Source organism: Pseudomonas sp. TMW22090 (assembly GCF_022496665.1).
GTDB lineage: Bacteria > Pseudomonadota > Gammaproteobacteria > Pseudomonadales > Pseudomonadaceae > Aquipseudomonas > Aquipseudomonas gregormendelii.
In genome coordinates this window covers 200,074-211,607 of the sequence record NZ_SCFH01000001.1, presented here as the reverse complement: position 1 = coordinate 211,607, position 11,534 = coordinate 200,074, and the positions used below count along the sequence as shown (strand labels likewise).

At 60.1% G+C, this 11,534-nt stretch carries 16 protein-coding genes and 1 pseudogene; 13 read left to right on the top strand and 4 right to left on the bottom strand.

The window, feature by feature from the left end; all coding sequences use genetic code 11:
• Positions 1–29 precede the first annotated feature (29 nt).
• Complete coding sequence (gene yghU, locus EQV97_RS01035; protein ID WP_122839980.1) at positions 30–869, top strand: glutathione-dependent disulfide-bond oxidoreductase; 840 nt, start codon at positions 30–32, stop codon at positions 867–869.
• 93 nt (positions 870–962) lie between these two features.
• Here yghU and EQV97_RS01030 read toward each other — a convergent pair whose 3' ends face one another.
• Complete coding sequence (locus EQV97_RS01030; RefSeq protein WP_201149413.1) at positions 963–1,421, bottom strand: helix-turn-helix domain-containing protein; 459 nt, start codon at positions 1,419–1,421, stop codon at positions 963–965.
• Positions 1,422–1,566: 145 nt separating this feature from the next.
• Between EQV97_RS01030 and EQV97_RS01025 the strand changes: the two genes are divergently transcribed.
• From EQV97_RS01025 to EQV97_RS01015, 3 genes are read left to right on the top strand one after another with little or no spacing between them, the layout of a single operon-like run.
• The gene (locus EQV97_RS01025) at positions 1,567–2,817 is read left to right on the top strand and encodes an MFS transporter (RefSeq protein WP_240888661.1); all 1,251 of its coding nucleotides are present in this window, start codon (positions 1,567–1,569) and stop codon (positions 2,815–2,817) included.
• Between the two features lie 3 nt (positions 2,818–2,820).
• Complete coding sequence (locus tag EQV97_RS01020; protein ID WP_240888180.1) at positions 2,821–3,786, top strand: alpha/beta hydrolase fold domain-containing protein; 966 nt, start codon at positions 2,821–2,823, stop codon at positions 3,784–3,786.
• A gap of 49 nt (positions 3,787–3,835) precedes the next feature.
• Positions 3,836–4,210 (top strand): hypothetical protein, encoded by a 375-nt coding sequence (locus EQV97_RS01015; protein WP_240888179.1) that lies wholly within the window; start codon positions 3,836–3,838, stop codon positions 4,208–4,210.
• 38 nt (positions 4,211–4,248) lie between these two features.
• On the opposite strand, the gene EQV97_RS01010 is transcribed toward EQV97_RS01015, so the two are convergent.
• Positions 4,249–4,707 carry a DUF6130 family protein gene (locus EQV97_RS01010; protein ID WP_240888177.1) on the bottom strand — a complete coding sequence of 153 codons (459 nt, stop codon included), beginning with the start codon at positions 4,705–4,707 and terminating at the stop codon, positions 4,249–4,251.
• Positions 4,708–4,907: 200 nt separating this feature from the next.
• Here EQV97_RS01010 and EQV97_RS01005 point away from each other — a divergent pair, with 200 nt between their 5' ends.
• A complete protein-coding gene (locus EQV97_RS01005; RefSeq protein WP_240888175.1) occupies positions 4,908–6,173 on the top strand; it encodes an MFS transporter in 1,266 nt (421 codons plus the stop codon).
• A 73-nt stretch (positions 6,174–6,246) separates the two neighbouring features.
• A complete protein-coding gene (locus EQV97_RS01000) occupies positions 6,247–7,296 on the top strand; it encodes an alpha/beta fold hydrolase (RefSeq protein WP_240888173.1) in 1,050 nt (349 codons plus the stop codon).
• Here the strand turns inward: EQV97_RS01000 and EQV97_RS00995 are convergent.
• A complete protein-coding gene (locus EQV97_RS00995) occupies positions 7,280–7,834 on the bottom strand; it encodes a GNAT family N-acetyltransferase (RefSeq protein WP_240888171.1) in 555 nt (184 codons plus the stop codon). The genes EQV97_RS01000 and EQV97_RS00995 overlap by 17 nt on opposite strands.
• On the opposite strand from EQV97_RS00995, the gene EQV97_RS28955 reads away from it, so the two are divergent.
• Positions 7,797–8,057 carry a DUF2986 domain-containing protein gene (locus EQV97_RS28955; RefSeq protein ID WP_318653921.1) on the top strand — a complete coding sequence of 87 codons (261 nt, stop codon included), beginning with the start codon at positions 7,797–7,799 and terminating at the stop codon, positions 8,055–8,057. The genes EQV97_RS00995 and EQV97_RS28955 overlap by 38 nt on opposite strands.
• A gap of 25 nt (positions 8,058–8,082) precedes the next feature.
• Here EQV97_RS28955 and EQV97_RS00985 read toward each other — a convergent pair.
• Positions 8,083–8,166, bottom strand: a pseudogene (locus EQV97_RS00985) (hypothetical protein); the annotation flags it as partial.
• Between the two features lie 97 nt (positions 8,167–8,263).
• Between EQV97_RS00985 and EQV97_RS00980 the strand changes: the two are divergent.
• From EQV97_RS00980 to EQV97_RS00955, 6 genes are all read left to right on the top strand, one after another.
• Positions 8,264–8,611, top strand: a complete 348-nt coding sequence (locus tag EQV97_RS00980) for a metalloregulator ArsR/SmtB family transcription factor (protein ID WP_240888169.1) — start codon at positions 8,264–8,266, stop codon at positions 8,609–8,611.
• A gap of 51 nt (positions 8,612–8,662) precedes the next feature.
• On the top strand, positions 8,663–9,133 hold the full coding sequence (locus EQV97_RS00975; protein WP_240888166.1) for an arsenate reductase ArsC: 471 nt from the start codon (positions 8,663–8,665) through the stop codon (positions 9,131–9,133).
• A 12-nt stretch (positions 9,134–9,145) separates the two neighbouring features.
• Positions 9,146–9,844, top strand: a complete 699-nt coding sequence (arsH, locus tag EQV97_RS00970; RefSeq protein ID WP_122839969.1) for an arsenical resistance protein ArsH — start codon at positions 9,146–9,148, stop codon at positions 9,842–9,844.
• Positions 9,845–9,970: 126 nt separating this feature from the next.
• Positions 9,971–10,882 carry a bestrophin family ion channel gene (locus EQV97_RS00965; RefSeq protein ID WP_122839968.1) on the top strand — a complete coding sequence of 304 codons (912 nt, stop codon included), beginning with the start codon at positions 9,971–9,973 and terminating at the stop codon, positions 10,880–10,882.
• A gap of 113 nt (positions 10,883–10,995) precedes the next feature.
• Positions 10,996–11,217 (top strand): hypothetical protein, encoded by a 222-nt coding sequence (locus tag EQV97_RS00960; protein WP_240888164.1) that lies wholly within the window; start codon positions 10,996–10,998, stop codon positions 11,215–11,217.
• Between the two features lie 106 nt (positions 11,218–11,323).
• The gene (locus tag EQV97_RS00955; RefSeq protein WP_240888163.1) at positions 11,324–11,509 is read left to right on the top strand and encodes a hypothetical protein; all 186 of its coding nucleotides are present in this window, start codon (positions 11,324–11,326) and stop codon (positions 11,507–11,509) included.
• Positions 11,510–11,534 lie beyond the last annotated feature (25 nt).

Below are 11,534 nucleotides of genomic sequence, written 5' to 3'. Positions count from 1 at the left end.
AGTTATCGACAAATCATGAGGTTTATCCGATGAGTAAAGCTCCCTACGTCCCGCCGCAGGTCTGGGTGAACAACGCCCCGTCCGGCGGACAGTTCGCCAGCATCAACCGCCCCATCGCCGGCCCGACTCACGAAAAAACCTTGCCGGTGGGCGAGCACCCGTTGCAGCTCTATTCGCTGGCGACGCCCAATGGCGTGAAAGTCACGATCCTGCTCGAGGAGTTGCTGGCGTTGGGACACAGCGACGCTGAGTACGATGCCTGGTTGATCCGTATCGGTGAGGGTGACCAGTTTTCCAGTGGCTTTGTCCAGATCAATCCAAACTCGAAGATTCCCGCGCTGCTGGATCGCAGTGTGCAACCACCGGTTCGTGTATTCGAGTCCGGCGCGATCCTGCTGTACCTGGCCGAAAAGTTCGGCGAGTTTCTGCCGACCGATTTAGCCGGACGTACCGAAACCCTGAACTGGCTGTTCTGGCAGATGGGCGCAGCGCCCTATCTGGGCGGCGGTTTCGGACACTTTTACGCGTATGCACCGGAGAAGTTCGAATACCCGATCAATCGCTTTACCATGGAAGCCAAGCGTCAGCTGGATGTGCTGGATCGCCGCCTCGCTGAAAGCCCGTACCTCGCTGGCGACCGCTACTCCATCGCGGATATCGCGGTGTGGCCCTGGTATGGCCAACTGGTGCGAAACAACGTGTATTCGGCCGCCGAATTCCTGTCGGCCGACCAGTACACCCATCTGCAGCGCTGGGCAGAGGAAATCGCCAACCGGCCTGCGGTCATCCGTGGCCAGCGGGTCAACCGGACCTGGGGTGATGAGGCGAGCCAGGTCGCCGAACGGCATCAGGCTGAAGATCTGGGTTGAGCGGCTGATTGCCTGAGGGAATCCCGCCGATGTCGGCGGGATATCACATCGCCGGCGCTGGTTGATCTAAAGCTGTCGCCAGCAAGCCGCCGACTAAGAGTCCGCTACAACGACTCTTACCCGGTGGCAATCCGAAGGCCCAAGCCTCTGTCCACTTGCCGAGCGAACCTCAATCGGCATCAGGGGCTCCCCGGATGCCTTGTCCAGCAACACGGACCGCGTCTCCCCCGCCTCGAACAAAAACCGCTCGCCCCACTGCCTCATGCTGACCACCAGCGGAAAAATCTCCCGGCCTTTGTCAGTCAACACGTACTCCTTGTACGCGCTGCCATCCGATGCCGGGCACACCTCGAATACCCCGACCTGAACCAGCGTCTTCAAGCGCGACGCGAGGATATTCTTCGCCACGCCCAGGCTCTTCTGAAACTCGCTGAACCGGCGAACATCGTCGAAGGCATCGCGGATGATCATCAGCGACCAGCGATCGCCGATGGCTTCCAGTGTCCTTGCGACCGGACACTCGTTGCCTGTTGGTGAATTGTCATCGAGCATCGTCCTGCCTCTGTGCAATATGGTTGCAATTTAAAACCAGATAACGCCACAATTAAAACCAGTTTTTAATTGCAACCAGCTTAACGCCACGGAGGCGCACATGCCAGTCGATGCCGAATCAGCCACCCTATCAACGGCCAAGGGAATGCCATGCCAGTCTCCAGGTCTTTCTCCAGCGCTTGCCTTACTGTTCTCCGTCACCTGCGCCCTTGCAGTGGCCAACGTCTACTTCGCGCAACCGCTGCTGGATTCGATGGCCCGGAGCCTGGGTGTTGCCTCATCGATGATCGGCATCGTGGTCACTGCGACTCAGGTGGGGTATGCCGTGGGGCTGCTGTTAATCGTGCCGCTGGGGGATCTGGTCAACCGCAAGCGGCTGATCCTGACCCAGGTGCTGTTGTCGGCACTCGCGCTGGCGGCAGTCGGCGCCGCACAGCAATGGCTGGCGCTGTTGAGTGCGATGGTCGCGGTTGGTCTGCTGGCTGTGGTGGTGCAAATACTCGTGGCCTACGCCGCCGTGCTCGCCACACCGTCACAACGCGGGCGGGCCGTGGGCACGGTCACCAGCGGCATTGTGCTGGGCATCCTGCTGGCGCGCTTCACCTCGGGCCTGATTGCCGACATCGCGGGATGGCGCGCGGTCTACTTCATGTCTTCGGGATTGATGCTGAGCATCGCGCTGGTGCTGTGGCAAGTGGTGCCGGTCACCGCGTCGCCGGCGCATCGTGAGTCCTACCTGGGGCTAATCGGTTCGCTGTTCAAATTGTTTGTCACCGAGCCCACCCTTCGTGCCAGGGGCTTGCTCGCCTTGTTGATTTTCGCGGCTTTTTCGGCGCTGTGGACCTCCATGGTGTTGCCCCTGAGCGCCCCGCCACTCGCGCTTTCGCACACGGCCATCGGCCTGTTTGGCCTGGCGGGGGTTGCCGGCGCACTGGCGGCCAGGAGGGCTGGCCGTTGGGCGGATCGAGGCTTGGGCCAACGGGTGACCGGCATTTCCCTGGGGCTGCTGACACTGTCCTGGCTGCCTATCGGTTTTGCCGAGACGTCCCTGATGGCGCTGGTTTTTGGTGTGATCCTGCTTGATTTCGCCGTGCAGGCCGTACACGTCACCAACCAGAGCCTCATTTTCGCCGCACGACCCGACGCCCAAAGCCGCATGGTCGGCGCTTACATGTGCTTTTACTCGGTGGGCAGCGCGCTGGGCGCCGCGGCGGCTACCCATGTTTATGCGCTGTGGGGCTGGCCGGCGGTTAGCCTGCTGGGCGCCTTGATCAGCGCGACGGCGTTGGCGGTGTGGTTGCTCACTGCTGTCTCACGGCCTCACTCAGGGCAGTCGCAAAAGACCCGGCACCTGCGGCACGGTTCAGGGTCTACTCCATCACATCGTGTGGAGTGAAACATGCCTTTTGCCAAAATTGCCCCCGCTGAAGTGGCGCAGATGCGCCAGTTCAACAAGAAGCTCGCCTGGATGCCACGCTTCAAAATACGCAATCGCGTCACGCCGCGAGTGATTCAAGCACTGTTGCGCATGAGCCAACTCGGGGGCGACAAGCAATTGGCCAGGCATGGGCTTACGGCCGAAAACCGCGTGATCAAGGTGGATGGCGTCGCTGTACCCCTGCGGATCATTCGACCCCAGGGGGAGATTCAGGGCCTCGTGCTGGACTTCCATGGCGGCGGATGGGTCATCGGCAATGCGCAGATGGATGATGCCTTTAACCTGGCGATGGTCAAGGCGTGCAATGTCGCCACCGTCTCGGTCGATTACCGCCTGGCAGTGTCGACACCCATTGCAGAGCTGATGAATGATTGCCTGGGCGCCGCTCGCTGGTTGCTTGGCAACGAGTGTGAGGAATTTGCCGGGCTGCCCGTGATCGTGGTCGGCGAATCCGCAGGCGCGCATCTCGCTGCGGCAACCCTGTTGGCGCTCAAGGCCTGGCCGACAATGCTCCGGCGAGTGAGCGGCGCGGTGCTTTATTACGGAGTCTACGACCTGACGGGAACGCCAAGCGTGCGCACGGCGGGCCCGGAAACCTTGTTACTGGACGGTCCGGGCATGGTCGAAGCGCTGCGCAGGCTCACCCCGGGCTTGAGCGATGCACAACGCCGCCAGCCTCCCCTGTCTCCACTCTATGGCGACTTTAGCGGTCTTCCACCAGCGCTGATGTTCGTGGGCGAACTGGACCCTCTTCGGGACGACACCCGGGCTATCGCTGAGCGATGGGACGAAGTTGCGCAGGTTGAGGTGCACCATCTGCCGGAGTGCGCACACGGGTTCATCCATTTTCCGACGGCGCTGGCCGACAGGGTGCTGACGTACAGTCGGGAGTGGATCAACGAGCGGATCCACCGGTTGCCGCGCTGAATGCCGCGGATCGCACACGCTTTGCTTCAACTATCTTTTAGGAGTCAACATGCCTGCCAATAAGCGCGACAGCGCCCGTATCGAACGCCGCCTGGTCGCTACGCTGACCGAAGCCTGCGATACGGCGAAAGCTGAAATCACCGGGTTTGACTGGCTGACCCACACCGTCGACTACGACGCTTTTCCACAAAGCCTCAGGGTGATCTGGGTGTTTGAGACCCGCGCGAGCAAGGAGCAAGCCCTGTCCTGTGGGCAGGACACACGCATGCGGGCACTCACGGCCATTGCGCTGCAAGAAGCGGGTGTCGATTCAGTGCAGTTGGACCGCTGCGTGCGGTTCGACTCTGAAGAGGAATGCAAAGTCCAGCATGGCGGGGATTGGCGTCGGCGTCTGTCAGTGCGCCAGCGTGAGTCGTTGCAGTAGCACCTTCAGACCATGGTCAGCCAATGCGCGGATGCTTTTTAGTGAGCATCGTCCATCGGCTTCGTTTGCGGAACAACAAAGTTCACGGTCGTACGGGTGAGGATCTTGTGGGTCGGGTCTGCCACCTCAAGCAGCACCTTGTGGGCACCCGGGGTCAGGCCAACCAGGATGATCGGGTCTTCGCTGGTGTGCGCCCACGTGCCCTGCCAGTCGTCGACGGTCACGTGAAGGTGAGCCAGACGAGGTGATACCTCAACCGCTGCTTTGCCGAATACCGGCATGATCCTGGCGTGTTCTGCTCGATACTGGATGATCACAACCCCGCGGGCGAGCGGCTCGGCAAGCGGCGGATAGGCGATCAGGGCCGGAGCCGCCTCGGATTCCAGTGGAAGTATTGCCGGTGGGTGATGGGGGTCTGCTTCGCCTTCAGCGGATGCTGCCGTGCAGAACAGGACACCGAGGGCCAGGATGGGTGCATGTGCGAACGCGAGTGGCATGGCGTTTTTCCTCCCGCAGGGTTCCTTTAATCTTAGATCAAATGGGGCAGATATCTCGAAGATGGAGCTGTCCGCATCCAGGGTTTTTCCTTACTCACACACCCGAGCTGCGCTGATGAAACTTACCGTCATCACCGGCAGTCACTAGCGATGCGGAGGTTGAGTCCTTTCCCCAGACCTCGATTACTGAAGATATCGCCTTGGTCAGCCATCAAGATCGCCGTAACAATATCTCGCTGGACAGCGTGAATTTCTTCCTCGCTGATGTGCGCGACGGTCTCGGCCCTTATCTGGCCATCTACCTGTTGGCCGTTCATCAGTGGGAGCCGGCCAGTATTGGCCTGGTGATGACGCTAGCGGGTGTCGCCGCGCTCGCGGCCCAGACGCCTGCCGGAGCGTTGATCGACCGGGCACGTAGCAAGCGGGCGATTATTGCAATTGCGGCCCTGGTGGTGACGGGCAGCTGCCTGCTGCTGCCATTTGTGACCTCGTTCAGCCTGGTGGCCCTGACTCAAGCGATCAGTGCCGTCGCCGCTTCGGTATTCGCCCCTGCGATCTGCGCCATTTCGCTGGGCATCACCGGTCCCCGGGCATTCACCCGGCGGACCGGGCGTAACGAGACGTTCAATCATGCGGGGAACGCTTGCGCGGCGCTGCTGGCAGGCGGTTTTGCGTACCTGTTTGGCCCGGTGGCCGTGTTCTACCTGATGGCAGTCATGGCGCTGGGCAGTGTGGTGGCCGTCACGTTTATTTCAGCCGGGGCGATCGACCACGAGCTCGCGCGAGGCTTCGATCCCGCCGATGCAGGGCACGGAAAACAACCATCAGGATGGTCAGTGCTGCTCACCAACAAGCCACTGTTGGTGTTCGCCATCTGTTGTGCGCTGTTCCATCTGGCCAACGCCGCGATGCTGCCACTGGTAAGCCAGAAGCTGGCCCAGGTCAATCTACAGATGGCGACACCACTGACGTCGGCGTGCATTGTCGCGGCGCAGTTGGTCATGGTGCCGGTTGCCTGGCTGGTGGGTGCCAAGGCGGATGTCTGGGGACGCAAGCCGCTGCTGCTTGCCGGTTTCCTGATTCTGCCGTTGCGCGGCGCACTCTACACCGTGTCCAACGACCCCTATTGGCTGGTCGCCGTGCAGCTGCTAGACGGCGTCGGTGCGGGGATCTTCGGCGCGCTGTTTCCCGTGGTAGTCAAAGACCTCACCAAAGGCACCGGGCACTTCAACATCAGCCTCGGCGCGCTCACGACCGTTTTCGGCCTGGGGGCGGCGTTCAGTAACGGGCTGGCGGGCATTGTCGTGCAAGAGGCCGGCTACAGCGCGGCGTTCCTGACGCTGGCTGGCGTGGCAACGGTGGCGCTGGTTTTGCTCGTTGTGGGCATGCCGGAAACCTTGCCTACTGCCGGGGAGGAAGCGGTGTTGGCGCCTAACCGCCAATCAATCGCATCAACCCGCCATTAAGCCAGCCGCCTTGACGACGGCACGATTTACGCTTTAATGCGCAGGCTGAATCCATTCAAGGAAGATAAAAACAATGAAAAGCGCTATAGGCACCCTTCTGCTCATCTGCCTGGCCACCCGTGCAGTCGCTGACACCACCCATGTCGGCTTCCAGAGCTCCACACTACCTGACACCCAAGACTACCGCCCACTGGAGCTGGCCGTCTGGTACCCCACAGCATCTACCGCAACCCCCGAGTTGATCGCTGACAACCCGGCATTCGTCGGAGTACTTGCAGTGCGCAATGCGCCCGTGGCAGCCGGCGCGCATCCTCTGGTGGTGATCTCTCATGGTTATCGCGGTAACTGGAGCAATCAGGCGTGGCTCGCCACTGCCTTGGCCCATAAGGGCTATATCGTCGCCGCTGTTAACCACCCCGGCACCACCACTCATGAACGTAGCCCCCAGGCCGCAGCACAGTTATGGCAACGCCCTGCCGATTTGAGCCGGGCCATCGATGCAGTGCAGGCTCAGCCGAAAAGATTTGGCGAGGTCGCGACAGGACGGGTTGCCGTAGTGGGCCATTCACTCGGCGGCTGGACCGCGTTGGAAATCGGCGGGGCACGTTTCGATCCCGAGCGCTTCGACCTGGATTGCAAAGTCCACACGACGCTGGCCAGTTGCTCCGTTTACCGACAGATCAACCCTGCCAGCACCCCGGACGCGAGAACCCGACTGGCTGCGGATTTGCGCGATAAACGTGTCACCTCTGTCGTCAGCCTGGACCTGGGCCAGTCACGGGGAATGACCGACGCCAGCCTGGCAGCGCTGCCGGTGCCGACCCTGGTGATCGCTGCCGGCGCTCCATCTGCCGACCTTCCTGCCGAGCTGGAATCTGCCAACCTGGCCAGACGCCTGCCCCCGGCATCCAGTCGTTACATCGAGATCAGCGATGCCAGTCACTTCAGCTTCCTGTCATTGTGCAAACCGGGTGCGGTGGCGATGCTTGAAGAGGACGTACCAGGCGACGGGATCATCTGCCAGGATGGCGAAGGCGGACGCTCTCGAGAGGCAATCCAGCAGCAGGTCGTAGGGCTGATCGATGAGTTCCTGGCGCAGCCATTGATCACAACCCAGCGTTGAGCTGAAGGTGATAGCGAGTCAGCGGTAGTGGCTCGCCATTTTCCTCGAAGGTGCGCTGGCTGGCCGCCTCTGCCGTGAAACCGAGTTTGCGGTAGAAGCGACTGGCGCGCTCGTTGCCGTCCAGCACCCAGGCGCTGACTCGCTGCAAACCCTCACCCACCAGCACCTCGCGCGACACGGCCCACAGCGCCGTGCCGATGCCCTGGCCCCAAGCCTGTGGGTCAAGGTAGATGGCCTTCAGCTCGCCATCGCCTGCGCCGGCATCCTCGTCACGGCTGGACCCGAATGAGCTCCAGCCGACCAGGTTGCCCTCCAGTTCTGCCACTCGAATTGCCTGGCTACCAGCCTCGATGGCTTTGGCCAGAAAGGCCACGCGCCGATCTATGCTGGCGTCCAGCGCACTCAGGTATCCATCCGACAGCAGCCCCCGATAGGTCGCCTGCCAGCTGCGGATGTGCAACGTGGCGATCGCGCGAGCATCGGCGGGAATGGGCAGGCGGATGAGCAACCGTGGAAGCTCGCTGGAGGTTTTGTCCATATGTGGATCTGCCTCAATTTGTAAGCTGATATCATTGATGAACTTACAAGTTGGGCAGAGAAAAATGAACCGGCAGAAAAAAATAAAGCAGTTATTGAAGGCTCACGCGAAAAAGGCCAGCGCCAAATTGGCACCGGCCAAGGCGAAATACATCAGCAAGGCTGACCGCTTGAAAATGGAAGCTGAGGCGGGTCAGGAGCCAAGCACTGCTGCTGAAAGCTGAAAAGTGCAGACACTCCATCCCATGCCTACCGCGCGTGCACAGTCCAGGCCACAAGCCTGGCAACCATTGGCCTTACAACCATTACGCACACAAAAGCAGATGGCATTGCCGCCACGCCTCCTCGGCTAAGCCGCATGAGTTTCTGACTTGCTTAATACATATGGTTATCCGTATATTCGATTATCCATATGTAAAGAGCGCTTGCGATGATTACCCCCCTTGAAATCTTCAAGAGCCTGGCCGACGAGACCCGCGTGCGCGCCACCCTGCTGATCGCCGAGCAGGGCGAGTTATGCGTCTGCGAACTGATGTGCGCACTCGACGATAGCCAACCGAAAATCAGCCGCCACCTCGCACAATTGCGCAGCAACGGCCTGCTGCTGGATCGGCGTCAGGGCCAGTGGGTGTATTACCGTCTTAACCCGCAGCTGCCGGAGTGGGCTCACGAAATCCTGCGAGTGACGGCAAAGGCTAATGCCGATTGGCTCATGGACAACTCCTCACGCCTGCAGAACATGAATGCACGGCCTGTGCGCGAAAGCGCCTGCTGCTGAAGCCCGTTTGATCTGTCCTTTGATGTCCGCCCATAGCGGCTGGAGTACCCCATGCAAGTCCTGTTCATGTGCACGGCCAACAGCTGCCGCAGCATTCTGTCTGAAGCCATGTTCAATCATCTGTCGCCCGCCGGGTTCGAAGCGGTGAGTTCTGGCAGCTTTCCCAAGGGCCAGGTGTTGCCGCGCAGCCTGTCTACCTTGCAGCAGGCCGGTATCTCCATCGATGGTTTGTACAGCAAAGGCAACGACGCCTTCGAAGGACACCCGCCGGATATCGTCATTACGGTCTGCGACAAAGCCGCAGGCGAAACCTGTCCGGTGTACTTCGGCCCGGCGCTGAAAGCCCACTGGGGGCTGGAAGATCCATCCGACGTCAGCGGTGACGAAGCGCTGATCGACGCCGCTTTCCGTGCCACGCTCGCGCGCATCGAAAAACGCTGCAAGGCCTTCCTCGAACTGCCCTTCAACCGTCTCAGCCGCGATGAACTCAAACACGAGCTCGATCGCATCGGCACTCTCTGAGGAGAACAATCCATGTCAGAACACCTGCCCAACCTCGATGCCACCCTGTTCGAAGGTTCGCAAACATCGACCCCGGGCGCCCCCAAACCGCGCATCCTGCTGCTGTACGGATCGAACCGCGAACGCTCCTTCAGCCGACTGCTGGTAGAAGAAGCCGCCCGCCTGCTCGAGCACTTCGGCGCTGAGGTGCGCATCTTTAACCCGTCCGGCTTGCCGTTGCCTGACGATGTTCCGGTCGAACACCCAAAGGTGCAGGAACTGCGCGATCTGGTGGTGTGGTCGGAAGGTCAGGTCTGGTGTTCACCGGAACGCCATGGCGCGATGTCGGCGGTGTTCAAGGCACAAATCGACTGGATCCCGCTGGAGCTCGGCGCAGTTCGTCCGACCCAGGGCAAGACCCTGGCAGTGATGCAGGTGTGTGGCGGCTCCCAGTCGTTCAACGTGGTCAATCAGCTGCGTGTGCTGGGACGCTGGATGCGCATGTTCACCATCCCCAATCAATCGTCAGTGCCTAAGGCCTACATGGAATTCGACGACGCCGGGCGAATGAAACCATCGCCGTTCTATGATCGGGTTGTCGATGTCATGGAGGAGCTGGTGAAGTTCACCCTCCTGCTGCGCGACCGCCAGGATTTTCTGGTCGATCGCTACTCGGAGCGCAAGGAAAGTGCCGAGCAACTGATGGCGCGTGTCAATCAGCGTTCGATTTGAGGAAGAAGCAACGCCGCCAGCCTTGGTAGAACTCATCATGAATCGGCGGCGCAGACCGAACCTTTCCCCCGAAAACAGCGTCCGAGGTAAGGCGTTAATGCTTACCGCTCACCACGAGGTTTCCGTTTGAAAGCTGCCGTCATCAAAAAATACCGACTGATTATCAAGACCATGGGTTATGTGGGCTGGGCGTTGTTCTGGCTGTTGCTCTGGGACATTGCGGTCACCGTGGACTTTATGCTGTTTCTCAACGCCAAGATCAACCTGCCGCTGATGCCCCTGACATTGCTCGGTTCGGCATTGGTGGTGCTGATCAGCTTTCGCAACAGCAGTGCCTACAACCGTTGGTGGGAAGCGCGGACGTTGTGGGGTTCGATGATAAACAACTCTCGCAGCTTCGCCCGTCAAGTGCTGACGCTGCTGGATGACCCTGGCCCAGAGGTCAATCCGGTCAAGTCGACGCTGCTGCGCCGCCACGTGGCATACGTGAATTGCCTGGCGGCGCATTTACAGGGCCATGCTTGTCCGGAGGAAGTCCGCGCGTTTATTCCCGCAGAGGAATTTGCTCGCAGTGGCACCACCAACAACTTTGCCAACGACATCCTCACCGGCTCAGCAGCGTTGCTGGCCCGGGAGTACAAGGCCGGGCGGCTGGACAGCATCCGCCTAGCCCGGCTGGAGTCAACCCTGGTGGACCTGTCCAACAGCCAGGGAGGCATGGAGCGGATCGCCAATACCCCGCTGCCCTACCCTTACGTGTATTTTCCGCGGCTGTTTATCTCGCTGTTTTGCCTGATCGTGCCGGTGGGCCTGGTGGAATCCCTCGGCTGGTTCACGCCACTGGCTTCGACCGTCGTGGGCTTTATGCTATTGGCCATCGAACGCATCGGCACCGACCTGCAAAGCCCGTTCCGCCACAGCGAACACCAGATCCAGATGGAAGACCTCTGCGAAACCATCGAGAAAAACCTGCAGTCGATGCAGCGAGATTCTTTGGGCGATGTGCGCAGGCTGGAGGAGCCTGCTAATGCGCTATGAGCATGGCAGCCAGGAACCGTAGCGCTCGACTGAAAACCGGATAATCACCACGAAGCCACTGCACGCCGTCTTGCGACTGCTAATCTTTCCATTCGCGCTGAGGAAATGTCGCCATGCAAGCAAACACTCATCTGCCAGAAATCCTCGAGAAGCTTTACGAAAACCAGCTCGCGCTTGCCGACGCCATCGAGGCGATAGCGATGTGGGTAGACCAGAGAGGCTCCACAGGCGTATCAAGTACGGCTCTGGGCGCGATCGCCACACTCGACGTGAACGCCGAGGCCATCAGAAGGGGAATTGAGTCACTGAGAAAACCATCAGATGAACCCAATTGAAGAGTAAACTTACGCTTCCGATTCGATGATCGAACTCCTAAAAGGCACGAGCTTTTCTATTTAGGCTTGTGGTTGGCCTGAACCACCGCACGAAAGGACTCAAATGATGCAAATCAGAATCGAAGAAGCGAATACACCCGAAGGCTGGCTAGTATGGATGGACGCCTTGTGCGTCAAATTTCACAGCTATGCAGAAGCCGAAACCTTCGTGAAACAGCTGGAAAACCGTGTCCACTCAGCCCACCCCTTACCTATCAGTGTAAATAGGCCTGTGCTTGAGCTTTCAGAATGAGACATCTTCGCCCACCCAAAATCGT

What these genes read in the sequence shown, in the direction of transcription:
- yghU (WP_122839980.1), top strand. Translation starts at nt 30, where the DNA reads ATGAGTAAAGCTCCCTACGTCCCGCCGCAGGTCTGGGTGAACAACGCC.
- EQV97_RS01015 (WP_240888179.1), top strand. Translation starts at nt 3,836, where the DNA reads ATGCCTGCCAATAAGCGCGACAGCGCCCGTATCGAACGCCGCCTGGTC.
- arsH (WP_122839969.1), top strand. Translation starts at nt 9,146, where the DNA reads ATGTCAGAACACCTGCCCAACCTCGATGCCACCCTGTTCGAAGGTTCG.
- EQV97_RS00960 (WP_240888164.1), top strand. Translation starts at nt 10,996, where the DNA reads ATGCAAGCAAACACTCATCTGCCAGAAATCCTCGAGAAGCTTTACGAA.
- EQV97_RS00975 (WP_240888166.1), top strand. Translation starts at nt 8,663, where the DNA reads ATGCAAGTCCTGTTCATGTGCACGGCCAACAGCTGCCGCAGCATTCTG.
- EQV97_RS28955 (WP_318653921.1), top strand. Translation starts at nt 7,797, where the DNA reads ATGAGCAACCGTGGAAGCTCGCTGGAGGTTTTGTCCATATGTGGATCT.
- EQV97_RS01000 (WP_240888173.1), top strand. Translation starts at nt 6,247, where the DNA reads ATGAAAAGCGCTATAGGCACCCTTCTGCTCATCTGCCTGGCCACCCGT.
- EQV97_RS01010 (WP_240888177.1), bottom strand. Translation starts at nt 4,707, where the DNA reads ATGCCACTCGCGTTCGCACATGCACCCATCCTGGCCCTCGGTGTCCTG.
- EQV97_RS01020 (WP_240888180.1), top strand. Translation starts at nt 2,821, where the DNA reads ATGCCTTTTGCCAAAATTGCCCCCGCTGAAGTGGCGCAGATGCGCCAG.
- EQV97_RS00980 (WP_240888169.1), top strand. Translation starts at nt 8,264, where the DNA reads ATGATTACCCCCCTTGAAATCTTCAAGAGCCTGGCCGACGAGACCCGC.
- EQV97_RS00955 (WP_240888163.1), top strand. Translation starts at nt 11,324, where the DNA reads ATGCAAATCAGAATCGAAGAAGCGAATACACCCGAAGGCTGGCTAGTA.
- EQV97_RS00995 (WP_240888171.1), bottom strand. Translation starts at nt 7,834, where the DNA reads ATGGACAAAACCTCCAGCGAGCTTCCACGGTTGCTCATCCGCCTGCCC.
- EQV97_RS01025 (WP_240888661.1), top strand. Translation starts at nt 1,567, where the DNA reads ATGCCATGCCAGTCTCCAGGTCTTTCTCCAGCGCTTGCCTTACTGTTC.
- EQV97_RS01030 (WP_201149413.1), bottom strand. Translation starts at nt 1,421, where the DNA reads ATGCTCGATGACAATTCACCAACAGGCAACGAGTGTCCGGTCGCAAGG.